Source organism: Pseudomonas sp. 382 (assembly GCF_002759075.1).
In the GTDB taxonomy this organism is placed as follows: Bacteria; Pseudomonadota; Gammaproteobacteria; order Pseudomonadales; family Pseudomonadaceae; genus Aquipseudomonas; species Aquipseudomonas vlassakiae.
In genome coordinates this window covers 247,841-270,597 of the sequence record NZ_PEMX01000002.1, presented here as the reverse complement: position 1 = coordinate 270,597, position 22,757 = coordinate 247,841, and the positions used below count along the sequence as shown (strand labels likewise).

General features: G+C 62.8%; 22 protein-coding genes. 12 read left to right on the top strand and 10 right to left on the bottom strand.

Features of this window, described 5'->3' with window-relative positions; all coding sequences use genetic code 11:
* Positions 1-16: 16 nt before the first annotated feature.
* Genes tauC through tauA form a run of 3 tightly spaced genes read right to left on the bottom strand, consistent with a single transcriptional unit; the run spans position 17 to position 2,626 of the window.
* On the bottom strand, positions 17-856 hold the full coding sequence (gene tauC / locus CQW31_RS04285; protein WP_099813853.1) for a taurine ABC transporter permease TauC: 840 nt from the start codon (positions 854-856) through the stop codon (positions 17-19).
* Positions 853-1,641: a taurine ABC transporter ATP-binding subunit gene (gene tauB / locus CQW31_RS04280; RefSeq protein ID WP_099813852.1), complete on the bottom strand. Its 789-nt coding sequence runs from the start codon at positions 1,639-1,641 to the stop codon at positions 853-855. Before tauB ends, tauC begins: the two co-directional genes overlap by 4 nt.
* Positions 1,642-1,654: 13 nt before the next feature.
* Positions 1,655-2,626: a taurine ABC transporter substrate-binding protein gene (gene tauA, locus CQW31_RS04275; protein WP_099813851.1), complete on the bottom strand. Its 972-nt coding sequence runs from the start codon at positions 2,624-2,626 to the stop codon at positions 1,655-1,657.
* A gap of 501 nt (positions 2,627-3,127) precedes the next feature.
* On the opposite strand from tauA, the gene CQW31_RS04270 reads away from it, so the two are divergent.
* From CQW31_RS04270 to CQW31_RS04240, 7 genes are all read left to right on the top strand, one after another.
* Positions 3,128-4,459, top strand: a complete 1,332-nt coding sequence (locus CQW31_RS04270; protein WP_054885923.1) for an OprD family porin — start codon at positions 3,128-3,130, stop codon at positions 4,457-4,459.
* Positions 4,460-4,623: 164 nt separating this feature from the next.
* Entirely contained in the window at positions 4,624-5,262 is a 639-nt protein-coding gene (locus tag CQW31_RS04265; protein ID WP_054885922.1) for a peroxiredoxin, read from the top strand.
* A 299-nt stretch (positions 5,263-5,561) separates the two neighbouring features.
* A complete protein-coding gene (locus CQW31_RS04260) occupies positions 5,562-6,527 on the top strand; it encodes a sulfonate ABC transporter substrate-binding protein (RefSeq protein WP_099813850.1) in 966 nt (321 codons plus the stop codon).
* Positions 6,528-6,587: 60 nt separating this feature from the next.
* Positions 6,588-7,736, top strand: a complete 1,149-nt coding sequence (gene ssuD, locus CQW31_RS04255) for an FMNH2-dependent alkanesulfonate monooxygenase (protein ID WP_054885920.1) — start codon at positions 6,588-6,590, stop codon at positions 7,734-7,736.
* Between the two features lie 10 nt (positions 7,737-7,746).
* Positions 7,747-8,544 (top strand): aliphatic sulfonate ABC transporter permease SsuC, encoded by a 798-nt coding sequence (gene ssuC / locus CQW31_RS04250; protein ID WP_054885919.1) that lies wholly within the window; start codon positions 7,747-7,749, stop codon positions 8,542-8,544.
* A complete protein-coding gene (gene ssuB, locus CQW31_RS04245) occupies positions 8,541-9,353 on the top strand; it encodes an aliphatic sulfonates ABC transporter ATP-binding protein (protein WP_099813849.1) in 813 nt (270 codons plus the stop codon). Before ssuC ends, ssuB begins: the two co-directional genes overlap by 4 nt.
* A gap of 23 nt (positions 9,354-9,376) precedes the next feature.
* Complete coding sequence (locus CQW31_RS04240; protein WP_008095172.1) at positions 9,377-9,592, top strand: molybdopterin-binding protein; 216 nt, start codon at positions 9,377-9,379, stop codon at positions 9,590-9,592.
* 122 nt (positions 9,593-9,714) lie between these two features.
* Here the strand turns inward: CQW31_RS04240 and CQW31_RS04235 are convergent, their stop codons facing one another.
* The 4 genes from CQW31_RS04235 to CQW31_RS04220 form a co-directional block, all read right to left on the bottom strand.
* On the bottom strand, positions 9,715-10,347 hold the full coding sequence (locus CQW31_RS04235; RefSeq protein ID WP_099813848.1) for a TetR/AcrR family transcriptional regulator: 633 nt from the start codon (positions 10,345-10,347) through the stop codon (positions 9,715-9,717).
* Entirely contained in the window at positions 10,347-11,924 is a 1,578-nt protein-coding gene (gene gshA / locus CQW31_RS04230) for a glutamate--cysteine ligase (RefSeq protein WP_177332397.1), read from the bottom strand. Before gshA ends, CQW31_RS04235 begins: the two co-directional genes overlap by 1 nt.
* Before the next feature lie 154 nt (positions 11,925-12,078).
* Positions 12,079-12,462 (bottom strand): PaaI family thioesterase, encoded by a 384-nt coding sequence (locus CQW31_RS04225; RefSeq protein ID WP_054885915.1) that lies wholly within the window; start codon positions 12,460-12,462, stop codon positions 12,079-12,081.
* Entirely contained in the window at positions 12,462-14,786 is a 2,325-nt protein-coding gene (locus CQW31_RS04220; protein WP_099813847.1) for a Tex family protein, read from the bottom strand. The genes CQW31_RS04225 and CQW31_RS04220 overlap by 1 nt, the downstream gene beginning before the upstream one ends.
* A gap of 217 nt (positions 14,787-15,003) precedes the next feature.
* On the opposite strand from CQW31_RS04220, the gene ompR reads away from it, so the two are divergent.
* Both ompR and CQW31_RS04210 read left to right on the top strand, forming a co-directional pair.
* Positions 15,004-15,744, top strand: a complete 741-nt coding sequence (gene ompR, locus CQW31_RS04215; protein ID WP_054885913.1) for a two-component system response regulator OmpR — start codon at positions 15,004-15,006, stop codon at positions 15,742-15,744.
* A 13-nt stretch (positions 15,745-15,757) separates the two neighbouring features.
* Positions 15,758-17,071, top strand: a complete 1,314-nt coding sequence (locus CQW31_RS04210) for an ATP-binding protein (RefSeq protein WP_099813846.1) — start codon at positions 15,758-15,760, stop codon at positions 17,069-17,071.
* Between the two features lie 115 nt (positions 17,072-17,186).
* On the opposite strand, the gene rimK is transcribed toward CQW31_RS04210, so the two are convergent.
* Positions 17,187-18,092: a 30S ribosomal protein S6--L-glutamate ligase gene (gene rimK / locus CQW31_RS04205; RefSeq protein WP_013970455.1), complete on the bottom strand. Its 906-nt coding sequence runs from the start codon at positions 18,090-18,092 to the stop codon at positions 17,187-17,189.
* Positions 18,089-18,571: an ATP-dependent zinc protease gene (locus CQW31_RS04200; RefSeq protein WP_054885911.1), complete on the bottom strand. Its 483-nt coding sequence runs from the start codon at positions 18,569-18,571 to the stop codon at positions 18,089-18,091. The genes rimK and CQW31_RS04200 overlap by 4 nt, the downstream gene beginning before the upstream one ends.
* A 109-nt stretch (positions 18,572-18,680) precedes the next feature.
* Here CQW31_RS04200 and CQW31_RS04195 point away from each other — a divergent pair, with 109 nt between their 5' ends.
* Positions 18,681-19,082, top strand: a complete 402-nt coding sequence (locus tag CQW31_RS04195) for an RNA-binding S4 domain-containing protein (protein ID WP_054885910.1) — start codon at positions 18,681-18,683, stop codon at positions 19,080-19,082.
* A 27-nt stretch (positions 19,083-19,109) separates the two neighbouring features.
* Here the strand turns inward: CQW31_RS04195 and CQW31_RS04190 are convergent, their stop codons facing one another.
* Positions 19,110-19,904: a phosphatase PAP2 family protein gene (locus tag CQW31_RS04190; RefSeq protein WP_099813845.1), complete on the bottom strand. Its 795-nt coding sequence runs from the start codon at positions 19,902-19,904 to the stop codon at positions 19,110-19,112.
* A 120-nt stretch (positions 19,905-20,024) separates the two neighbouring features.
* Between CQW31_RS04190 and hslO the strand changes: the two genes are divergently transcribed.
* Positions 20,025-20,924, top strand: coding sequence for an Hsp33 family molecular chaperone HslO (gene hslO / locus CQW31_RS04185; RefSeq protein WP_054885908.1), 900 nt, complete (start codon positions 20,025-20,027; stop codon positions 20,922-20,924).
* Positions 20,925-21,103: 179 nt separating this feature from the next.
* On the top strand, positions 21,104-22,645 hold the full coding sequence (locus tag CQW31_RS04180) for a phosphoenolpyruvate carboxykinase (RefSeq protein WP_054885907.1): 1,542 nt from the start codon (positions 21,104-21,106) through the stop codon (positions 22,643-22,645).
* Positions 22,646-22,757 lie beyond the last annotated feature (112 nt).

Genomic DNA, 22,757 nt, shown 5'->3' with positions numbered 1-22,757 from the left:
CGTGGTCAACAGGAATTCAGTGGCTCTGCCCGTGCCAGGGCACCAGCTTGCGTTGCAGGGCGCGCAGGCCCATCTCCAGGGCGAAGGCGATCAGGGCGATGAGCAGGATGCCCAGCACTACCACGTCGGTGACCAGGAACTGCGCCGCCGACTGCACCATGAAACCCAGGCCGCTGGTGGCGGCGATCAGTTCAGCGGCGACCAGGGTCGACCAGCCAACCCCTAAACCGATGCGGATCCCGGTCAGGATGTCGGGCAGGGCGCTGGGCAGGATCACGTGGCGGATCAGCTGCGCCCGGCTCGCGCCCAGCGACTGCGCCGCCCGCAGCTTGGCCGGGTCGACGGTACGCACCCCAGTGGCGGTGGCGATGGCGATCGGGGCGAAGATCGCCAGGTAGATCAGCAGCACCTTGGACAGCTCACCGATGCCGCACCAGATGACGATCAGCGGCAGGTAGGCCAGCGGCGGGATTGGCCGGTAGAACTCGATCAGCGGGTCGAGGACGCCACGGGCCACACGGTTGTAGCCGATGGCAATGCCGACCGGGATCGCGGTCAGGGTCGCGGCGATCAGGGCCAGGCCGATACGGCCCAGGCTGGCGCCCAGGTGCTGCCACAGGCTGGCGTCCATGTAACCTTGGGTGAGCAGGAGCCAGGCCTTGGCCAGGATGTCGCCGGGCGAGGGCAGGAACAGCGGCTCGATCCAGCCAGCGGCCGTCACCAGCCACCAGGCGAACAGCAAGCTGACCAGGGTCAGGGTGCTGATCCAGCGAGTGGACAATGGGCGGCGCGCCTGGCGGGCGGGCCGGGTTTGAGTGTCGCGTTTGCCGGCGACCGGCAGATCCAGGCTGCTCATGCGCGCTCCTGCAGGCTTTGGCGTTGGGAGAACACGCGGGCCAGGACATGCTCGCGGGTTTCGATGAAGCGTGGGTCGGACTTGATCGTCCGGGCCGACTCGCCAGCTGCGTAGCGCTGGCCAAAGTCCAGTTGCAGGCGCTCGACCACGCGGCCGGGGTTGGGCGCCAGCAGCACCAGTTCGCTGGCCAGGAACACCGCTTCCTCGATGTCATGGGTGATCAGGAACACCGGTTTGGCGGTGCGCTGCCAGACTTGCAGCAGCAGTTCCTGCATCTGTTCGCGGGTGAAGGCGTCGAGGGCGCCGAACGGTTCGTCCATCAGCAGTACCCGCGGGTCGGCGGCCAGCGCCCGGGCCAGGCCCACGCGCTGTTTCTGGCCACCGGACAGCTGCCAGATGCGCCGTTCGCCGAAGCCGTCGAGGTCGACCAACGCCAGCATCTCGCGGGCCTTGGCCTCACGCTGGGCGCGCGGCACACCGGCCAGTTCCAGGCCGAAAGCGACGTTGCCCAGCACGTTCTGCCATGGCAGCAGGGCATCATCCTGGAACACCACGCCACGCTCGGCCCCCGGGCCTTGCACGGGCACGCCGTCGAGGCTGATGCGCCCGCCGCTCGGGGCAACGAAGCCGGCGATCAGGTTGAGCAGCGAGGTCTTGCCACTGCCGGATGGCCCCAGGGCCACCAGCAGCTGGCGTGGCCCAAGGCTCAGGTTGATGTCGGCCAGCACCGGGGCGGTGGTGCCGGGGTACTGTGCGCTGATGCGCTCCAGTTCGAGCAAGGCCATGGCAGGCTCCGGATCAGTTTGGAAGGAATTTGTCGCTGACGTACGGCGAATAGTCCGGCAACACGGCTTCGACTTTGCCTTGTTGCTTGAGGAAGGTGGCGGTATCGGTCAGTGCCTTGGTGGTCGGCGCACCCAGGGCGCTGGCCTGGTCAGCGGCCAATGGGTAGACGTTGCCTTGCAGCAGCACCGGAATGTCGCTGGGCTTGGCACCGGACAGCTTGGCCAGCTTGTCGATGTTGCCCTTGTCGGCCAGCCAGGCTTTCGGGTCCTTGCGGTAGTCGGCGTAGGCGTCGAGGGTGACCTTGGCGAACGCCTTGACCACGTCAGGGTGCTTGTCGGCAAAGTCCTTGCGCACGATCCAGGCATCGAAGGTCGGTGCGCCTTTTTCGGCCAGTTCGCCCGAGGTGATCAGCACCTTGCCGTTTTCCTTGGCTACACCGAGTGCCGGGTCCCAGACGTAGGTAGCGTCGATGTCGCCGCGCTTCCAGGCGGCGATGATCGCCGGTGGCGCAAGGTTGAGGATCTGCACCTTGGACGGGTCGATGTTCCAGCTTTTCAGCGCGGCCAGCAGGCTGTAGTGGCCGGTAGAAACGAACGGCACGACGACTTTCTTGCCGATCAGGTCTTGTGGGGTCTTGATGCTGTCACGGGCGACGAGGGCCTCGCCGGCACCGATCTGGGTGGCAATGAGGAAGGTCTCGACCGGTAGCTTGCGAGTGGCGGCGGCAGCCAGAGGGCTTGAGCCGAGGTAGCCGATCTGGACGTCGCCACTGGCCACGGCGGTAATCACGTCCGCGCCGTTATCAAACTTGCGCCAGTCGATGCTGGCCTTGCTGGCTTTTTCATAATTGCCATCGACCTGGGCCACTTTGGCCGGGTCGACGGTGGTCTGGTAGGCAACGGTGAGGTCGGCGGCCTGGGCCAACCAGCTGGTGCTGGCGAGGGTCAGGGCGGCGAACAGGCGCAGCGGAGCGTGCGGGATCATGGTGAACCTCTCGTCAGGCAATGGATGTATTGGATGGCGAGAAGACTAGATGATCTAAGAAATCAAAAATAAATAACTTTTTAGAATTAGCTTAGGAGCCAAACGCTTTAACACTGGCCACAGCTGAGAAAGGGAGGCTGGCGAAACAGTGATCCGCTGCTAACCTCTGTTCCCTTCGTGAGGGTGAGGAATTGGCTACTGGTCGGCAAACGTTTGCAAATAACCTAAAGGTATGATTGACATCGCCGATACAACTTTTCGTAGTAAAGGTTCCTACGATATTCCTTAAAAATCTTACAAATTCATAAAACGGTCATTTTGGATTTATAGGATTGTCATTATCCTGTAGCGCAGGGGGCGTCTTAGACCAAAGTCGAGAAATGTTTAGAAACGATTGACTAAATGGTCACGCTTTGGGGCTAATCGCCCATCCACGGTAGAGCAGGGCAACAGATCCTGCCGCCAGAGATACACAAGAATTAGAACGTAGAGGAGCAAAACATGTACAAGTCCAGCCTGGCTCTGGCCGTGGCAGTGGGGGTTTTCGCCCAAGCAGCAGGTGCCGCCGGTTTCGTCGAAGACAGCAAACTGTCGCTCAGCTCGCGCACCATGTACTTCAACAACGACAACCGTGATGGCGGCGCTGACAACCGTGAGTCGGGTCAGGGCTTCAAGCTCGACTACATCTCCGGCTTCACGCCAGGCACCGTTGGTTTCGGTGTAGACGCCCAGGCCCTGTGGGGTATTCACCTGGATGGCGGCAAAGGCCACCACCCTGACGTCGGCACTTTCTTCCCAAGCGATAGCGACGGTTCGGCCGTAGACCAGTGGGCACGATTCGGCGCCAATGCCAAGGCCCGCTTCTCGAAGACCGAGGTTCACTTCGGTAGCGCCCTGGCGCCAAACCTGCCGATCCTGGTCTCCAACGACGGTCGCCTGCTGCCGCAGACCTTCGAGGGTGGCACCATCCAGTCGAAGGAAATCGACAACCTGACCGTCAACGCCGGCCAGCTGACCCACGCCATGGGCCGTGCTTCGAGCAACCGCACCGGCCTGTCGGTTGCGGGCGCTACTGCCGACAGCAACAAGTTCCGCTTCGGTGGCCTGGACTACAAACTCACTCCAGACCTGACCCTGCAGTACTACTACTCGAACCTGGAAGACTTCTACAAGCAGCACTTCCTGGGCGCGACTCACGTCTTCAAGATTGCTGACGACCAGTCGTTCAAGACCGACCTGCGCTACTTCGACAGCAGCAGCGACGGCAACAACGGTCACGGCGGAGGCTACAACTTCAACAACAACGGCGGCTACGCCAAGAACACTGGCAAGATCGACAACAAGACCTGGTCTGCCATGTTCACCTACACCCTCGGTGGCCACGCGCTCATGCTGGGTCGTCAGCAAGTCAGCGACGACGGCGGTTTCGTCTGGCTGAACCAGGGCAACGTGGTCGATGGCAACAACCGTCCTGAAGGTGCCGGTGGTTCCAGCTTCTACCTGTTCACCGACAGCATGATCAACCAGTTCGCCCGTGCTGGTGAGAACACCAACTTCGGCCAGTACTCCTACGACTTCGCCTCGCTGGGCGTTCCGGGCCTGAAGGCTTCGATTGCCTATCTGCGCGGTGATGACATTCGTTACAAGAGCGGCCATGGCACCTACAACGAGTGGGAACGTGACGCACGCGTCGACTACACCATTCAGCAAGGTACCCTCAAAGGCCTGGGCTTCAGCCTGCGTCAGGGCGTCTACCGTGGCGGTAGCAACGAAGCCAGCGCCGACCAGGATCAGACTCGCTTCATCGTGAACTACACTTACAGCTTCCTGTAAGCCGTAGCCACACAGAAAGCCTCGCCTAGTGCGAGGCTTTTTTATGTCCGCGCGTTCATGTGTCCAAAAGTTATAAATAAATCATTATTTATTCTTTTTATTTCTCATCGAATGCAGGCACATTGAACCCACAACGCCAGAACACAGCACAGGAGCCGCACCCCATGAGCCTCAAACTCGGCGACATCGCCCCGGACTTCGAGCAGGAGTCCAGTGAAGGCAAGATCCGCTTCCACGAATGGCTGGGCAACAGCTGGGGTGTGCTGTTCTCCCACCCGGCGGACTTCACCCCGGTGTGCACCACCGAGCTGGGCCTGACCGCCAAGCTCAAGGACGACTTCGCCAAGCGCGGCGTGAAGGCCATCGCCCTGTCGGTCGACCCGGTCGAGTCGCACCACAAGTGGATCGAGGATATCAACGAGACCCAGAACACCGTGGTCAATTTCCCGATCATCGCTGACGCCGACCGCAAGGTCTCCGACCTGTACGACCTGATCCACCCCAACGCCAGCGACACCCTCACCGTGCGCTCGCTGTTCGTCATCGACCCGAACAAGAAGGTGCGCCTGACCATTACCTATCCGGCCAGTACCGGGCGCAACTTCAACGAAATCCTGCGGGTGATCGACTCGCTGCAGCTCACCGACAACCACAAGGTCGCCACGCCAGGTAACTGGCAGGACGGCGACGAGGTGGTGATCGTGCCCTCGCTGAAGGACGAAGACGAAATCAAGCAGCGCTTCCCGAAAGGTTATCGGGCGGTGAAACCCTATCTGCGGCTGACCCCGCAACCCAATCGCTGATGAATTCCTCGTTGCATTGCTCTTAGCCATAGCAGGGATTTTCGGGCCGTTTCGACGGCCCTTTTTTATGCCTGTGAGAAAAGTACTGGCTTCTTCGCGGTTAAACCCGCTCCCACAGGTAAAGCGCTGGCTCTTGGGTCAAAGGGTCAAAATGGAATAAACAAATGAAAAAATATGATTTCTAGATATATAAACTGACTGGTAATGTCACCTCAACAGCACACAAGCTCCACCACCTTACTCGCCCGCCAACGAGGCAAGCAGGTGCAACCCGAACCCAACTCGCACAGGAGAGCGCCATGCGCACAGTCTTCTTGCGTCGTGGTCTGGTCGCCCTGTTTGCGGCGGCTGTGTCCTTCGGCGCCATCACCCAAGCCCAGGCCGAGAGCCTGCGCATCGGTTACCAGAAATACGGCACCCTGGTGCTGCTCAAGGCCAAGGGCACGCTGGAGAAGCGCCTGGCCGAGCAGGGCGTACAAGTGCAGTGGACCGAGTTCCCCGGTGGCCCGCAGCTGCTCGAAGGGCTGAACGTCGGTTCCATCGACTTCGGCGTCACTGGCGAGACGCCGCCGGTATTCGCTCAGGCCGCTGGCGCCGATCTGCTCTACGTGGCCTACGAGCCACCAGCGCCGCACAGCGAAGCCATCCTCGTGCCGAAGGGCTCGCCGATCCAGTCGGTGAAGGACCTCAAAGGCAAGAAAGTCGCCCTCAACAAAGGCTCCAACGTTCACTACCTGTTGGTCCGTGCCCTGCAGGATGCAGGCCTCACTTACAGCGACATCCAGCCCGTCTACCTGCCGCCTGCCGATGCCCGCGCCGCTTTCGAACGCGGCAGCGTCGATGCCTGGGTGATCTGGGACCCCTACCAGGCGGCCGCCGAGCAACAGTTGCAGGCCCGTACCCTGCGTGACGGCAAGGGCCTGGTCGACAACCACCAGTTCTACCTGGCTACCCGCACCTACGCCACCCAGCACCCGGCGGTGATCAGCACCCTGATCGACGAGGTACGCGCAGTGGGCCAATGGTCCCAGGCCAACCCGCAGGAAGTCACCGATCAAGTCGCGCCGCTGCTTGGCCTGCCCGCCGATATTACCCTGACCTCGGTTAAACGCCAGGGCTACGGTGCTCAGCCGCTCACCCCGCAAGTGGTGGCCGCACAACAGAAGATTGCCGACACCTTCCAGGCGCTCAAGCTGATTCCCAAGCCGCTGAGCATCAAGGACGTGATCTGGACACCCCCGGCCAAGGTCGCCACCGCGCCTTGATTGATCCGCCTGCGCCGGGGCGCCGCCCTGGCCTGCGCCACCCTTGAGGAGACAACTCCAATGAGCCTTAACATTTTCTGGTTCCTCCCTACCCACGGTGACGGCAAGTACCTGGGCACCTCCGACGGCGCCCGCGCAGTCGATCACGGCTACCTGCAACAGATCGCCCAAGCCGCCGACCGCCTCGGTTTTGGTGGGGTGCTGATCCCTACCGGGCGGTCCTGCGAGGACTCCTGGCTGGTGGCAGCGTCGCTGATTCCGGTGACCCAGCGCCTGAAGTTTCTCGTGGCCCTGCGCCCAGGCATCATTTCGCCGACCGTGGCCGCACGCCAGGCCGCTACCCTCGATCGGCTTTCCAACGGCCGTGCGCTGTTCAACCTGGTGACCGGCGGCGACCCTGATGAACTGGCCGGCGATGGCCTGCACCTGAACCACCAGGAGCGCTACGAAGCCTCGGTCGAGTTCACCCGCATCTGGCGCAAGGTGCTGGAAGGCGAAACCGTCGACTACGACGGCAAGCACATCCAGGTGAAGGGCGCCAAACTGCTCTATCCGCCGATTCAGCAGCCGCGCCCGCCACTGTACTTCGGCGGCTCTTCGGAGGCTGCCCAGGACCTCGCCGCCGAGCAGGTCGAGCTGTACCTGACCTGGGGCGAGCCGCCAAGCGCCGTTGCCGAGAAAATCGCCCAGGTGCGTGAGAAGGCCGCTGCGCAGGGCCGCGAAGTCCGCTTCGGCATTCGCCTGCATGTGATCGTGCGTGAAACCAACGAAGAAGCCTGGGCTGCCGCAGACAAGCTGATCTCGCACCTGGACGACGATACCATCGCCCGTGCCCAGGCCTCGCTGGCCCGTTTCGACTCGGTCGGCCAGCAGCGCATGGCGGCCTTGCACAAGGGCAACCGCGACAATCTCGAGGTCAGCCCCAACCTCTGGGCCGGTGTCGGCCTGGTGCGTGGCGGTGCCGGTACAGCGCTGGTCGGTGATGGCCCGACCGTGGCGGCACGGGTCAAGGAGTACGCCGAGCTGGGTATCGATACCTTCATCTTCTCCGGCTACCCCCACCTGGAAGAGTCGTATCGGGTTGCCGAACTGCTGTTCCCGCACCTCGATGTGCAACGCCCGGAACAGGCCAAGGCGGGCGGTTACGTGAGCCCGTTCGGTGAAATGGTCGCCAACGACATCCTGCCCAAGTCCGTCGCGCAGAGCTGAGGGCCGGGCCATGAGTCGCAAAACTTCCACCACCCTGAGCCAGCGCCTGGCCCCGTGGGCACTGCCGGTGCTGCTGCTGGCAGCCTGGCAGCTGGCGGTCAGCGCCGGCTGGCTGTCGACCCGTATCCTGCCTGCGCCGAGCGCGGTGGTCAGTGCGGGTGTCGAGCTGGTGCGCAGCGGTGAAATCTGGACCCACCTGGCGATCAGCGGCTGGCGGGCCGGGCTGGGCTTCTTGATTGGCGGCAGCATCGGGCTGGTGCTGGGCTTCATCACCGGCCTGTCGAACTGGGGCGAACGCCTGCTCGACAGCTCGGTGCAGATGATCCGCAACGTGCCGCACCTGGCGCTGATCCCCTTGGTGATCCTGTGGTTCGGTATCGATGAGTCGGCGAAGATCTTCCTGGTCGCGCTGGGCACGCTGTTCCCGATCTACCTGAACACCTACCACGGCATCCGCAATGTCGACCCGGCACTGGTGGAAATGGCCCGCAGCTATGGCTTGTCCGGCTTCGGCCTGTTCCGCCAGGTGATCCTGCCCGGTGCGCTGCCCTCGATCCTGGTCGGTGTGCGCTTCGCCCTGGGCTTCATGTGGCTGACGCTGATCGTCGCCGAGACCATTTCGGCCAGCTCCGGCATCGGTTACCTGGCCATGAATGCCCGTGAATTCCTGCAGACCGACGTGGTGGTGCTGGCCATCGTCCTGTACGCCGTGCTCGGCAAGCTCGCCGACCTTGCTGCCCGCGGCCTGGAGCGGGTGTGGCTGCGCTGGCACCCGGCTTACCAGGTGGCGAAGAAGGAGGGCGCATGACCGTGCTCAAGGAACAGCCGCCACGCCTGCTGCGTGGTATCCCGCTGGCCGCCAACGGCCTGCGCAAGGCCTTCGGCCAGCGGGAAGTATTGAAAGGTATCGACCTGCATATCCCGGCCGGGCAGTTCGTGGCCATCGTCGGTCGCAGCGGTTGCGGCAAGAGCACCTTGCTGCGCTTGTTGGCCGGTCTCGACCAGCCGACTTCCGGACAGTTGCTGGCCGGAGCCGCCCAGCTGAGCGAAGCCCGCGAGGAAACCCGGCTGATGTTCCAGGAGGCGCGCCTGCTGCCTTGGAAAAAGGTGATCGACAACGTCGGCCTGGGGCTCAGCGGCAACTGGCGCCAGCGCGCTCTGGATGCGCTGGAGGCGGTCGGCCTGGCTGATCGTGCCAACGAATGGCCGGCGGCGTTGTCCGGTGGCCAGAAGCAGCGTGTGGCCCTGGCCCGGGCCTTGATCCACCAACCGCGCCTGCTGCTGCTGGATGAGCCGCTGGGCGCGCTGGATGCCCTGACCCGCATCGAGATGCAGCAACTGATCGAACGCCTGTGGCGTCAGCACGGCTTTACCGTGCTGCTGGTGACCCACGACGTCAATGAGGCGGTGGCTGTCGCGGATCGGGTAATCCTGATCGAAGACGGCGAAGTCGGCCTCGACCTTACCGTTGACCTGGCCAGGCCAAGGGCGCGTGGTTCGCACCGCCTGGCCGCGCTGGAAAGCGAAGTGCTCAACCGTGTTCTGTCGGCTCCGGGTACTCCGCCCGAGCCGGACCCTGTAGCCCCTTTGCCCACGCAACTGCGTTGGGCGCACTGAAGCCAAAGAGAAGGAATCAAGCCATGACCATCAAAGCGATCAACGTCCGTAACCAGTTCAAAGGCACCGTGAAAGAAATCCTCGAAGGCCCGGTACTGTCTGAAATCGACGTGCAGACTGCCTCGGGAATCGTCACTTCGGTGATTACAACCCGCTCGGTGAAAGAGCTGGAACTGCAAGTGGGCAGCGAAGTGATCGCCTTCGTGAAATCGACTGAAGTGTCCATTGCCAAACTGTGATGTTGGCATTTGGGACTGCTTTGCAGTCCTTTCGCGACACAAGGCCGCTCCTACAGAAATCACTCGATCCCTGTAGGAGCGGCCTTGTGTCGCGAAAGGGCCGCACAGCGGCCCCAATAATGTCAGCCCTGACGCTTGGCCAGGAAAGGTGGCAGGTAAAGGCCCAGATACGCCTCGAACACCCGCTTGCCTTCTTCGGCCATGCGCGGCGTGATCGCCTCATGCAACTGCACTGACCGCGCATACACCCGGTCACTCAATTCCATCGCCAAGGCAAACACATCCACATCCGTCGGCACCCTCGGCAAGTGGAAGTGCTGGTCGAACAGTTTGTGCATCAGGTCGCCCAGCTCCATGTCGTGCTGCCGGTCGGCCTGCACCACTTCACTGAGCCCATGCTGGGCCAGAATCAACTGCCGTGCCGCCGCATCTTCGTTGTAGATGTCGAGCATGCGCTGCTCGATCAGCCGTGAAAGCTCATGCCAGGTGGTGAACGCGCCGCTGTCGATTGGTGCGCGCAAGGCCTCGCGAAACGCCCGATGCACATCAGCGGTCAGCGCCTCCAGCAAGGCCGGGACGCTGGCGAAGAAGTGGTACACCGACGACGGCGGAATCTGCGCCCGCTCGGCCACGCTGTAGATCGAAAGCGCCGCCACCCCTTGTTCGGCCAACAGCTCACGTGCACAGGCCAGGATCGCTTCGATCCTGGCCTGGCTGCTGGCGCGTGGCTTGCGTGGGGTGGCGGTGCGGTTCATCAGTTGCTGATTGCCAGGATGCTGGCCTGGTAGGCGCCGACGAACAGGTCGAAGTCACCGACTTCTTCCTGCTCCAGCTCGGACTGCTTGGCGAGCGACTCGCGGGCCAAGGTCTCGAAGGCCTGTTGCTGCTCGACCGACAGCGGTTGCTCGCGGAAGGTCTCGGCATGCAGGCGGCTCTGGCGCAGGGAGAACTGGACGAAGGATTCGTCGTGCTCGGTCATGCGCGCCAGCACCTGGGCCGACGGGGTCAGCGAGGCGTCATCGACCTTGGCCTGCTGGGCAGCCAGGGCCCTGGCGTGTTCGTCGCCACCCTGGGCGCTGTCGAGCAACGCCGCCAGCTGGCCGATGCGGCTGATCAGCTCGGTAGCCCATTCGCGCAGCGCGACTGGCTGGCCGTTGCGCTGCAGTTTCAGCTCCGGGCGACGGCCTTCCTTGACCACGGTAAGGAAGTTGCTGGTGCACTGGCCGCACTCGCCGTTGTCCAGCTGCGGGCTTTCTTCAAGGGCGCAGAACAACAGGAAGGCGTCGAGGAAGCGCGCTTCGGTCAGGTCGATGCCCACCGGCAGGAACGGGTTGATGTCCAGGCAGCGCACTTCGACGTACTGCACGCCGCGCGAGGTCAGCGCCTGGATCGGCCGCTCGCCGGTGTAGGTGACGCGTTTCGGGCGGATGTTCGAGTAGTACTCGTTCTCGATCTGCAGGATGTTGGTGTTCAACTGCACCCATTCGCCATTCACATGCGTACCGACCTCGACATAAGGCGGGTAGGGCGTGCCCACCGCCTTGCGCAGGCTGTCGGTATAGCTGGCGAGGTTGTTGTAGCAGGGCGTGAGGCCGGCCTGGGCGTTGCTCTGGTAGCCCAGGTCACTCATGCGCAGGCTGGTGGCATAAGGCAGGTACAGGGTTTCGGCGTCGAGTTCTTCGAGCTGGTGCGGGCGGCCGCGCAGGAAGCCCTTGTCCAGTGCTGGCGAGGCGCCGAACAGGTACATCAGCAGCCAACTGTAGCGGCGGAAGTTGCGGATCAGCGCAATGTACGCCGAGGACTGGTAGTCGCGATCGCTTTCCTCGCCACCTTCGGCATCGCGCAGCAGCGGCCACAGCGCTTCCGGCAGAGAGAAATTGTAATGAATGCCGGCGATGCACTGCATGGTGCGGCCGTAGCGCAAGGCCAGGCCCTTGCGGTAGACGTGCTTGAGCTTGCCGATGTTCGAAGTGCCGTACTCGGCGATCGGGATATCTTCCTCGGCCGGCAACGTGCAAGGCATCGACGGACTCCACAAATACTCGTCGCGAAGCTTGCTGTAGACGAAGCGGTGGGTCTGTTCGAGGCTTTCGAGCACCTCGGCCGGGTCGGCCAGCGCCGGCGTGATGAACTCCAGCAGCGACTCGGAATAGTCTGTGGTGATCTGCTCGTTGGTCAGCGCCGAGCCCAGTGCCTCGGGGTGCGGGGTCTGGGCCAGGCGACCTTCGTCGGTCACGCGCAGGCATTCGCGCTCAATACCGTGCAGGCACTGCTTGAGCAGGGGGAGATTGGCGCCGAGCAAGCTCAGGCGGCGGTTGAGGAGGTCGCTCAAGATGTATTCCTTCACGCGTCAGTCGCCCCAATATGGGGGTAGAGCTGACGGTCTACAAGGGTAGGAAGAAAGGAACTGGCGTTGTCGCCTGGTTTACGCGGTTCCGGCAGTGCCAGCGCACTGCCGAAAAATACCGCAGATACCCCTTGGTGAGCTAGAGAACCGCGAAGGTTCCTTGCGCTTTCGCCACCAGTTTGTCGCCTTGAACTACGTCGGCGTCGACCACCAGGGTACGGCGCCCGGCGTGCAGCACACGGGCGGTGCACAGCACTTCACCATCGCTGACCGCGCGCAGGTAGTTGATCTTGCATTCGATGGTCACACTCTGCTGGTCGAAACCGTGGCTGGCCGAGCAGGCCAGGCCCATGGCGATGTCAACCAGGCTGAAGATCGCCCCGCCGTGCAGCTTCTGGCCACGGTTGCGCAGGTGCGGCTCGAGCGCCAGGGCCACCTCGGCAACGCCTGTCTCCAGACGTTGCACGCGGCAGCCAAGGAGCTGGCTGTAAGCGCTTTGGACCACTTCCTTGGGGATGTCCATCACTTCTTCTTCAGTTGCTTGGCGTTGGCGAACAGGGCGGCCATGGCGTTGTTGGCCGGGGCTGCGGTGGCGGTTTCACGCTGGCGTGGCGCCTGCTGCTGGCGGTTGCCGCCATTGCCCCGGTTGCCGCCACGGTTGCCGTCGACTTTCTCGCCCGGGGTGTCGCTCATGCGCATGGACAGGCCGACGCGCTTGCGCGGGATGTCGACCTCCATGACCTTGACCTTGACCACGTCACCGGCCTTGACCGCTTCACGCGGGTCCTTGACGAACTTCTCCGACAGCGCCGAGATATGCACCAGGCCGTCCTGGTGCACGCCGATGTCGACGAAGGCACCGAAGTTGGTGACGTTGGTCACCACGCCTTCGAGGATCATGCCCGGCTCCAGGTCCTTGAGCTCCTCGACACCGTCCTGGAAGGTGGCGGTCTTGAACTCTGGGCGTGGGTCGCGGCCGGGTTTGTCCAGTTCCTGGAGGATGTCGGTGACGGTCGGCAGGCCGAAGGTCTCGTCGGTGAATTGCTTTGGGTCCAGGCGCTTGAGGAAGGCGCTGTCGCCAATCAGCGAGCGGATGTCACGGTCGGTGCCGGCGGCGATGCGCTGCACCAGCGGGTAGGCCTCAGGGTGCACGGCGGAGGCGTCGAGCGGGTTGTCGCCGTTCATCACGCGCAGGAAGCCTGCGGCCTGTTCGAAGGTCTTCTCGCCCAGGCGGCTGACCTTTTTCAGTGCCGCTCGGGTGGCGAACGGGCCGTTGGCGTCGCGGTGGGCGACGATATTCTGGGCCAGGGTCGCGTTCAGGCCCGAAATCCGGGTAAGCAGCGCGACCGAAGCGGTGTTGACGTCGACGCCCACGGCGTTCACGCAGTCCTCGACCACAGCGTCCAGGCCGCGGGCCAGTTTGATTTGCGAGACGTCGTGCTGGTACTGGCCGACACCGATGGATTTCGGGTCGATCTTTACCAATTCGGCCAGCGGGTCCTGCAGGCGGCGGGCGATCGACACGGCGCCACGGATCGACACGTCCAGGTCCGGGAATTCGCGGGCGGCCAGTTCAGACGCCGAATACACCGAAGCACCCGCTTCAGAGACCATGACCTTGGTGATTTTCAGGGCTGGGTACTTCTTGACCAGTTCGGCCACCAGCTTGTCGCTCTCGCGGCTGGCGGTGCCGTTGCCGATGGCGATCAGCTCCACCGAGTGCTTGGCGCACAAGGCGGCCATGATGGCAATGGTGCGGTCCCAGTCGTTCTTCGGTGCATGCGGGTAGACCGTGGTGTGGTCGAGCAATTTGCCTGTGGCATCGACCACCGCGATCTTGCAGCCGGTGCGCAGGCCCGGGTCGAAGCCCAGGGTGGCGCGCGGGCCGGCCGGGGCGGCCAGCAGCAGGTCGTGCAGGTTGTGGGCGAAGACGTTGATCGCCTCGCTCTCGGCATTGTCGCGCAGCTCGCCGAACAGGTCGGTTTCCAGGTGAGTGTAGAGCTTGACCTTCCAGGTCCAGCGGACCACTTCGGCCAACCATTTGTCGGCCGGGCGGTTGCGGTTTTCGATGCCGACGTGGTTGCCGATCATCAGTTCGCACGGGTGCAAGGTCCCGGGCAATTCTTCGCCGACCTTGAGCGAGGCGCTCAGCACGCCTTCGTTGCGCCCGCGGAAAATCGCCAGGGCGCGGTGCGAAGGGGCGGTGCGCAGCAGCTCGTCATGGGCGAAGTAGTCGCGGAACTTCGCGCCCTCTTCTTCCTTGCCCGCCACCACGCGGGCGCTGAGCACCGCTTCCTGCTTGAGGAAATTGCGCAGCTTGTCGAGCAGGGCAGCGTCTTCGGCGAAACGCTCCATGAGGATGTACTTGGCGCCTTCCAGCGCGGCCTTGGCATCGGCCACGCCTTTTTCGGCGTCGACGAAGCGCGCGGCTTCGCTTTCCGGCGCCAGGCCGGGGTCGTTGAACAGGCCGTCGGCCAGCTCGCCGAGGCCGGCTTCCAGGGCGATCTGGCCCTTGGTGCGGCGCTTCTGCTTGTACGGCAGGTAGAGGTCTTCAAGACGCGTCTTGGTGTCGGCCAGCTTGATCTCGCGGGCCAGTTCCGGAGTCAGCTTGCCCTGTTCCTCGATGCTGGACAGGATGCTGGCACGGCGCTCGTCGAGCTCGCGCAGATAGCGCAGGCGCTCTTCCAGATGGCGCAGCTGGGTGTCGTCGAGGCTACCGGTCACTTCCTTGCGGTAACGGGCGATGAAAGGCACGGTCGAGCCTTCGTCCAACAGGCCCACGGCCGCCTCGACCTGCTGGGGGCGTACGCCCAGTTCCTCGGCGATACGGCTGTTGATGCTGTCCATGTAAACCACCTGACATTTGTGAATACGGGGGTCGCCGGTGGGCCTTGGGCCCGGTGGCGCTGGATGAAAGCCGCGCATTATACCCATCGCAAACGGCTTGCGGTGATGGCGCCCGGCCAGCCGGAACTGGCGCCCGGGGAAAAATCTGCTAACAATGCTCACGCAACGTGCAGCAGTGGCTACGCCATAATGCGCGGCGATATCAGAGGAGTTATTCATGACCGGCACCGCAAACACCGCTGAAGGTGACAAGATTCTCATCGTCGACGACGACCCGGGGCTCAGCAGCCTGCTGGAACGTTTCTTCACCAGCAAGGGCTACCGCGCCCGTGCGGTGCCCAACACCGAACAGATGGACCGCCTGTTGGCGCGCGAGGTGTTCAACCTGGTGGTGCTCGACCTGATGCTGCCAGGCGAAGACGGCCTGTCCGCCTGCAAGCGCCTGCGCCAGTCGAACAACCAGATTCCGATCATCATGCTCACCGCCAAAGGTGACGAGCTCAGCCGCATCAAGGGCCTTGAACTCGGTGCAGACGACTACCTGGGAAAGCCGTTCAACCCGGACGAGCTGATGGCACGGGTCAAGGCCGTGTTGCGCCGCCAGGCGCCGAGCGTGCCGGGCGCCCCGGGCACCGAGGACGAGTCGGTCACCTTCGGCGACTACGAGCTGTCGCTGGCTACCCGCGAGCTCAAGCGTGGCGACGAAGTGCACATGCTCACCACCGGCGAATTCGCCGTGCTCAAGGCGCTGGTGATGCATGCGCGCGAGCCGCTGACCCGTGACAAGCTGATGAACCTGGCCCGTGGCCGCGAGTGGGATGCCCTCGAGCGCTCCATCGACGTGCAGATCTCGCGCCTGCGCCGCATGATCGAGCCGGATCCGTCCAAACCGCGCTACATCCAGACGGTCTGGGGCGTCGGCTATGTGTTCGTGCCAGACGGAAACGCTGGCAAATGATGCTTCGCCGTCGATGAAAACGCCGCTCTGGTTCCCGCAAAGCTTCTTTGCCCGCACCCTGTGGCTGGTGTTGATCGTTGTCCTGTTCTCCAAGGCACTGACGCTGGTCTATCTGCTGATGAACGAGGACGTACTGGTCGATCGGCAGTACAGCCATGGCGTTGCGCTGACCCTTCGCGCCTATTGGGCGGCTGATGAAGAAAACCGCGACAAGATCGCCGAAGCCGCCGGGCTGATCCGGGTTACCGGTTCCGGTGTGCCGGAGGGTGAACAGCACTGGCCTTACAGCGAGATCTACCAGCGGCAGATGCAGGCCGAGCTGGGCGAAGATACCGAAGTGCGCCTGCGCATCCATGCGCCGCCCGCCTTGTGGGTGAACGCACCGAGCCTGGGCCCGGGCTGGCTGAAGGTGCCCTTGTACCCGCATCCACTGCGTGGGCAGAAGATCTGGAACGTGCTGGGCTGGTTCCTGGCCATTGGCCTGTTGTCCACTGCCTCGGCGTGGATCTTCGTGCGCCAGCTCAACCAGCCGTTGAAACGCCTGGTGTTCGCCGCCCGGCAGCTAGGTCAGGGGCGCAGCGTGCGCCTGCCGATCAGCGACACGCCCAGCGAGATGACCGAGGTCTACCGGGCCTTCAACCAAATGGCTGAAGATGTCGAGCAGGCGGGTCGTGAGCGGGAACTCATGCTGGCGGGGGTTTCACATGACTTGCGGACCCCGCTCACGCGCCTGCGCCTGTCGTTGTCGTTGTTGAACAGTGACAACGAGCTGAGTGACGACATGGTCCGCGATATCGAGGACATGGACGCGATTCTGGATCAGTTCCTCGCGTTCATCCGCGATGGTCGGGACGAGCCGGTGGAGGAGGTCGACCTGGCCGACCTGGTGCGCGAGGTGGTGGCGCCCTATAACCAGCCTGAGGAGCGCGTGCGCCTGTGTCTGGAGCCTATTCCCCCATTCCCGCTGCGTCGGGTTTCGCTCAAGCGCATGCTTGGCAACCTGATCGGCAATGCCCTGCATCACGCTGGCAAGGGCGTCGAGGTGGCGGCCTATGTGTCGGGGGACGAGAGCGCACCGTATGTGGTGCTCAGCGTGCTGGACCGGGGTACCGGGATCGACGAATCCGAGCTGGAAACCATCTTCAACCCGTTCATTCGTGGGGACCGTGCCCGCGGCGGCAAGGGGACCGGGCTGGGCTTGGCCATCGTCAAGCGGATCGCTGCGCAGCATGGCGGGAATGTCGAGTTGCGCAACCGCTCCGGTGGCGGTATCGAGGCACGGGTGCGACTGCCTCTAGGCTTGCTGCTGCCGCGTAACGCGGTGTGAGCTTGACTGGCCTCTTCGCGGCTAAAGCCGCTCCCACCGGTCCGGCACAGGCCCGAAGGCTGCGGTGATTCTGTGGGAGCGGCTTTAGCCACGAAGGGGCCGGTGCAGGCCTGAGTCAGCCTTTACCTTTGGTCCGGGTCTGGTTCGGCCCGCCATTCTTCTCCAGGTGCTCGATGATCATCGCGGCCACATTCTTGCCGGTGGTCACTTCGATCCCTTCCAGCCCAGGCGACGAGTTCACTTCCATCACCAGTGGCCCATGGTTCGAGCGCAGGATATCCACACCCGCCACGCTCAGCCCCATCACCTTGGCGGCACGAATGGCGGTCATACGCTCTTCAGGGGTGATCTTGATCAGGCTGGCCACCCCGCCGCGGTGCAGGTTGGAGCGGAACTCCCCCGGCTTGGCCTGGCGCTTCATCGAGGCGATCACCTTGTCGCCCACCACGAAGCAGCGGATATCCGCACCACCAGCCTCCTTGATGTACTCCTGAACCATGATGTTCTGCTTCAGCCCCATGAATGCCTCAATCACCGACTCGGCTGCCTTGGTGGTCTCGCACAGCACTACGCCGATGCCTTGGGTGCCTTCCAGCACCTTGATCACCAGCGGTGCGCCATTGACCATCTGGATCAGGTCGGGGATGTCATCCGGCGAGTGGGCGAAACCGGTGATCGGCAGGCCGATACCCCGGCGCGACAGCAGCTGCAGCGAGCGCAGCTTGTCACGCGAGCGGGCGATGGCCACCGATTCGTTGAGCGGGTATACGCCCATCATCTCGAACTGGCGCAGCACCGCGCAGCCGTAGAAGGTCACTGAGGCGCCGATGCGCGGGATCACTGCATCGAAGCCTTCCAGCGGTTTGCCGCGGTAGTGGATCTGCGGCTTGTGGCTGGCGATGTTCATGTAGGCCCTCAGGGTGTCGATCACCACCATTTCATGGCCCCGCTGGGTACCGGCTTCGACCAGACGGCGGGTGGAATACAGACGCGGATTGCGCGACAGCACAGCGATCTTCATGCAGCACCTGTGACAGGGGAGAGGGTGGCCGGATAGGCCGGTTTGTCTTGTACATACTTCAAGCCGGGGTTGACCACCAGCTGGCCATGTATCAGCGCCTTGGAGCCCAGCAGCAGGCGATAGCGCATGTTCTTGCGGCAGGCCAGGGTGAATTCGACTTCCCAGACCGCATCGCCCAGTGCCAGCGTGGTGCGGATCACGTAACGGGTCTGTGCCTGGCCGTTGGAGCTCTTGATGGTCTTCATGGTTACCAGCGGAGCCTCACAGCGGCGGTGGCGCAGTTGCACCACCGAACCAAGGTGGGCGGTGAAGCGTACCCAGCGCTGGCCGTCACGCTCGAACGGTTCGACCTCGGTGGCATGCAGGCTGGAGGTGCTGGCACCGGTGTCGATCTTGGCGCGCAGGCCTGCCACGCCAAGGTCGGGCAGGGCCACCCACTCGCGCAGGCCGATGACTGTCAGATGGTCAAATTTCTTCACGAAGCACACCCTGCGGATAAGGTGGTGAACTGTAAGCACGGCGGGGACTTTTTGCATCCGTCAGTTACGGTAGTACAGTTCGATGAAAGACAGAATTCGAGGAAATGAGATGGCACAAAAAGCCGAGGATGACGACAAGGTCCGCCTGGACAAGTGGCTGTGGGCGGCGCGCTTCTACAAGACCCGTGCACTGGCCAAGGCGGCCATCGAAAGCGGCAAGGTGCACTGCCGGGGTGAGCGCTGCAAACCGGGCAAGGAGCCGCGGGTAGGCGATGAGTTCGTACTGCGTACCGGGTTCGACGAGCGCACGGTCGTGGTCAAGGCGTTGTCGGTGGTGCGGCGTGGGGCGCCAGAAGCGCAGACGTTGTATGAAGAGACCGAGGACAGCGTGCGCCGCCGCGAGCAGGCGGCCGAAATGCGCAAGGCGGGGGCGATGGGCGTTACTTCGGATGGCCGCCCGAACAAGAAGCAGCGGCGGCAGATTCACCAGTTACACGGGAGCTTTGAATAGCTGGGGCTGCAAGGCAGCCCCAGTGGCCTAGCGGATTACTGCCAATCGCCCGACCAACGGTAACTTTCTGGCAAGGGCAAACAGCGGAGCGGTCCAGCGCAGCAGCAAGGCACTGCCCTTGGCTGCCAACGGCGTATGGCAGCTCCAGCCCAGCGCCAGCACTGCCATCAGCAGGCCACCGATGTAGTCGTCCTGTCCCCAATGTGCTCCGGCCACCAGCCGCGGCATCATGAACAGGAACGCCAGGCCCCAGACCACCAGATGCTGCACGAGCCGGCGGCTGAACAGGCTCATGAACAAGGCCCAGATCAACAGCACCGAGGCATGATCGCCTGGGAAGCTGTTGCTCGAACGGTCTTTCAGCTCCCAGGCTTTTTCCAGGTTCGGGTAGTAGCTGCTGAGGTGTACCACGTTGTCGAACACCATCGATGGGCTGTCGTGTTGCCAACCCATTGCATCCACCCACTTGGAAAACAGCGCGCGAATCACCACTAATAGGAGCAGCGTGACCATAAAGCCAAAGAAGGCTTCGCGAACCTGGCTGGCCTTGAACACCCAGTTGCCGCGGATCAGCACGGCCAGAAGGATCAGGCCGACGACGATGTCGAAGGGGCGCAGGCTGCCGACGGTCCAGATGTAGCGCCAGGCCGTGTGGTCGGCCAGTGGTGCGTTCAGGCTGTGGAACAGCCACTCGTCGAAAGTCAGGCACAGGATCTGGCCAATAGGCCATAACCAGAAACACAGTAGAGCGATGGGAAGCAGCGTACAGGCTGCCAATGGCCCCCAGGACCACCTTGCTTGGAACAGTGGTCGATTGTCCATAAAATACCTCTATTGCCAACGGGAATCAGAGCGCCTTGTGAGCGTTCTACCACGGGATTGCGCAGTAGTTCGAAATCCCGTGTAACCATTTTGTCATCATTTTTCAGATAGCCAAAACCTATGAGCGATTTGCCTGATACCGATTTCACCCAACGTTTCATCTTCGACGAGCGCGATGTGCGCGGCGAGTGGGTGTCTCTCGATGACAGCTACGCCGCGGTGCTGGCGCGTCATGATTACCCACAGCCGGTGCAGGCACTGCTTGGCGAACTGATGGCCGCCACCGCCTTGCTGGTGGGCGCGCTGAAGTTCGACGGCCTGCTGATTCTGCAGGCGCGCTCCGAAGGGCCGATCCCGCTGCTGATGGTCGAATGCTCGGGCGAGCGCGACATCCGTGGCATGGCCCGCTACGAAGCGGAGCAGATCCCGGCCGACGCTACCCTTGAGCAGTTGATGCCCGGTGGCCACCTGACCCTGACCATCGACCCGATCAAAGGCCAGCGCTACCAGGGCACCGTCGACCTGGACGGTGCCAACCTGTCGGAATGCTTCACCAACTACTTCGTGCAGTCGCAGCAGCTCAACACCCGCTTCTGGCTCAATGCCGAAGGCGGCAAGGCCCGTGGCCTGCTGCTGCAGCAGCTGCCACGCGATCGCCAGCCGGACGATGAGGAACGTGAAGACAGCTGGCAGCATGTAATTGCCCTGGCCAAGACGCTCAAGCCCGAGGAATGGTCGGAAGACAACGAAACCCTGCTGCACCGTCTTTACCACGAGGACGCGGTACGCCTGTTCGACATCCAGCCGCTGCGCTTCAAGTGCAGTTGCTCGCGCGAACGTTCCGGCAATGCGCTGGTCAGTTTGGGCGAACAGGATGCCAAGGCGCTGGTCGAGGAGTGCGGCGGAACGGTAGAGATCGATTGCCAGTTCTGTAACGAGCGCTATTTCTTCGATGCCAGCGATGTTGCGCAACTGTTTGCCGGTGGCGGCACGGAAGCGGCGTCAGAAACTCGCCACTGAAACGTTTAATTTCAGGGAAATCTCCTGTCGAATTGCGCAAAAGAGCGGTTCTGACAGGAGGGGCCTACTTTTTTTGGGCGTTTCTGGCATAATCCGGCCACTTTTTTCGCTGTAGTAGTTTTTTCGAGACAACTACAAAACGTTTGGAGCACTCGGCCTCGGGCCGGATGGGGTATCTTATGACGCAAGCCAACAACACCGTGTACACCGACCTGAGCGTCGATGAGCTGGTTAAAGAAGCGCTGTCCCGCGGTGAAGGCGTGCTGGCCGATACTGGCGCACTGGTAGTCGAAACTGGCCACCGTACTGGTCGCTCGCCGGCTGACCGTTTCATCGTCGAAGAACCTTCCACCCAGGCCGCCATCGCCTGGGGCCCGATCAACCGCAAGTTCCCGGCCGACAAGTTCGATGCCCTGTGGGACCGCGTCGAGGCGTTCAACAACGCCCAGGATCACTTCGTTTCCTACGTCCACGTAGGCGCTGCTGCCGAGCACTACCTGCCGGTGAAAATGACCACCCAGACTGCCTGGCAGAACCTGTTCGGTCGTTGCCTGTTCATCAACCCGGAGCAGTTCAACCCGGCTGGTCGCGACCAGTGGCAGATCCTCAACGTCGCCAACTTCGTTTGCGAACCTGAGCGTGACGGTACCAACTCCGACGGTTGCGTGATCATCAACTTCGCCCAGAAGAAAGTGCTGATCGCTGGCATGCGCTACGCCGGCGAAATGAAGAAAGCCATGTTCTCGGTGCAGAACTTCCTGCTGCCGGCCGCTGACGTGCTGCCGATGCACTGCGCTGCCAACATTGGCGAGGAAGGTGATGTCACCCTGTTCTTCGGCCTGTCCGGCACTGGCAAGACCACCCTGTCGGCCGACGAAAGCCGTTACCTGATCGGTGACGACGAGCACGGTTGGGGCGAAGGCGTTGTCTTCAACATGGAAGGTGGCTGCTACGCCAAGTGCATCGACCTGTCCGAGAAGAACGAGCCAGTCATCTGGAAAGCCATCAAGCATGGCGCCGTGCTGGAAAACGTCGTTCTCGACGCCAACAAGCACGCCGATTACGCTGACGTCAGCCTGACCCAGAACAGCCGCGCTGCCTACCCGCTGGAGCACGTCGCCAAGCGCGCCGAAGCCAACCTGGGTGGCGAGCCGAACGCAGTCATCTTCCTGACCTGCGACCTGACCGGTGTTCTGCCTCCGGTTTCGATCCTGAACAACGAGCAGGCGGCCTACCACTTCCTGTCCGGCTACACCGCGCTGGTCGGTTCGACCGAAATGGGTTCGGGCGGCGGCATCAAGTCGACCTTCTCCACCTGCTTCGGCGCGCCGTTCTTCCCGCGCCCGGCGGGTGAATACGCCGAGCTGCTGATCAAGCGTATCAACGCTTTCGGCTCCAAGGTCTACCTGGTCAACACCGGCTGGACCGGTGGTGGCTACGGCGTTGGCAAGCGCTTCAGCATCCCGACCACCCGTGGCGTGATCGCCGCTATCCAGAGCGGTGCTCTGGTCGGCGCCGAAACCGAGCACCTGGACATCATCAACCTGGACGTGCCAAAGGCCGTGCCGGGTGTGGAAACCGAGCTGCTCAACCCACGCAACACCTGGGCTGACAAAGCTGCCTACGACGAGGCCGCCAAAGGCCTGGCCAAACTGTTCATCGAGAACTTCAAGAAATTCGAAGTTTCCGATGCAATCAAGGCAGCTGGTCCAAAGCTGTAAGCTGAACCCCAGTCGTAACAAGAAAGCCGCCCTCCGGGGCGGCTTTTTTGTTTTTTGTAGGAGCGGCCTTGTGTCGCGAAAGGGCCGCAAAGCGGCCCCCTTGGCTAGCAGC

Bases quoted from the DNA above. Each gene is read 5' to 3' on its own strand.
- CQW31_RS04220 (WP_099813847.1), bottom strand. From the start codon at position 14,786: ATGGACAGCATCAACAGCCGTATCGCCGAGGAACTGGGCGTACGCCCC.
- CQW31_RS04265 (WP_054885922.1), top strand. From the start codon at position 4,624: ATGAGCCTCAAACTCGGCGACATCGCCCCGGACTTCGAGCAGGAGTCC.
- CQW31_RS04240 (WP_008095172.1), top strand. From the start codon at position 9,377: ATGACCATCAAAGCGATCAACGTCCGTAACCAGTTCAAAGGCACCGTG.
- tauC (WP_099813853.1), bottom strand. From the start codon at position 856: ATGAGCAGCCTGGATCTGCCGGTCGCCGGCAAACGCGACACTCAAACC.
- CQW31_RS04260 (WP_099813850.1), top strand. From the start codon at position 5,562: ATGCGCACAGTCTTCTTGCGTCGTGGTCTGGTCGCCCTGTTTGCGGCG.
- ompR (WP_054885913.1), top strand. From the start codon at position 15,004: ATGACCGGCACCGCAAACACCGCTGAAGGTGACAAGATTCTCATCGTC.
- tauA (WP_099813851.1), bottom strand. From the start codon at position 2,626: ATGATCCCGCACGCTCCGCTGCGCCTGTTCGCCGCCCTGACCCTCGCC.
- rimK (WP_013970455.1), bottom strand. From the start codon at position 18,092: ATGAAGATCGCTGTGCTGTCGCGCAATCCGCGTCTGTATTCCACCCGC.
- CQW31_RS04180 (WP_054885907.1), top strand. From the start codon at position 21,104: ATGACGCAAGCCAACAACACCGTGTACACCGACCTGAGCGTCGATGAG.
- ssuC (WP_054885919.1), top strand. From the start codon at position 7,747: ATGAGTCGCAAAACTTCCACCACCCTGAGCCAGCGCCTGGCCCCGTGG.
- tauB (WP_099813852.1), bottom strand. From the start codon at position 1,641: ATGGCCTTGCTCGAACTGGAGCGCATCAGCGCACAGTACCCCGGCACC.
- CQW31_RS04190 (WP_099813845.1), bottom strand. From the start codon at position 19,904: ATGGACAATCGACCACTGTTCCAAGCAAGGTGGTCCTGGGGGCCATTG.
- CQW31_RS04270 (WP_054885923.1), top strand. From the start codon at position 3,128: ATGTACAAGTCCAGCCTGGCTCTGGCCGTGGCAGTGGGGGTTTTCGCC.
- hslO (WP_054885908.1), top strand. From the start codon at position 20,025: ATGAGCGATTTGCCTGATACCGATTTCACCCAACGTTTCATCTTCGAC.
- ssuD (WP_054885920.1), top strand. From the start codon at position 6,588: ATGAGCCTTAACATTTTCTGGTTCCTCCCTACCCACGGTGACGGCAAG.
- ssuB (WP_099813849.1), top strand. From the start codon at position 8,541: ATGACCGTGCTCAAGGAACAGCCGCCACGCCTGCTGCGTGGTATCCCG.
- CQW31_RS04195 (WP_054885910.1), top strand. From the start codon at position 18,681: ATGGCACAAAAAGCCGAGGATGACGACAAGGTCCGCCTGGACAAGTGG.
- CQW31_RS04235 (WP_099813848.1), bottom strand. From the start codon at position 10,347: ATGAACCGCACCGCCACCCCACGCAAGCCACGCGCCAGCAGCCAGGCC.
- CQW31_RS04225 (WP_054885915.1), bottom strand. From the start codon at position 12,462: ATGGACATCCCCAAGGAAGTGGTCCAAAGCGCTTACAGCCAGCTCCTT.
- CQW31_RS04210 (WP_099813846.1), top strand. From the start codon at position 15,758: ATGAAAACGCCGCTCTGGTTCCCGCAAAGCTTCTTTGCCCGCACCCTG.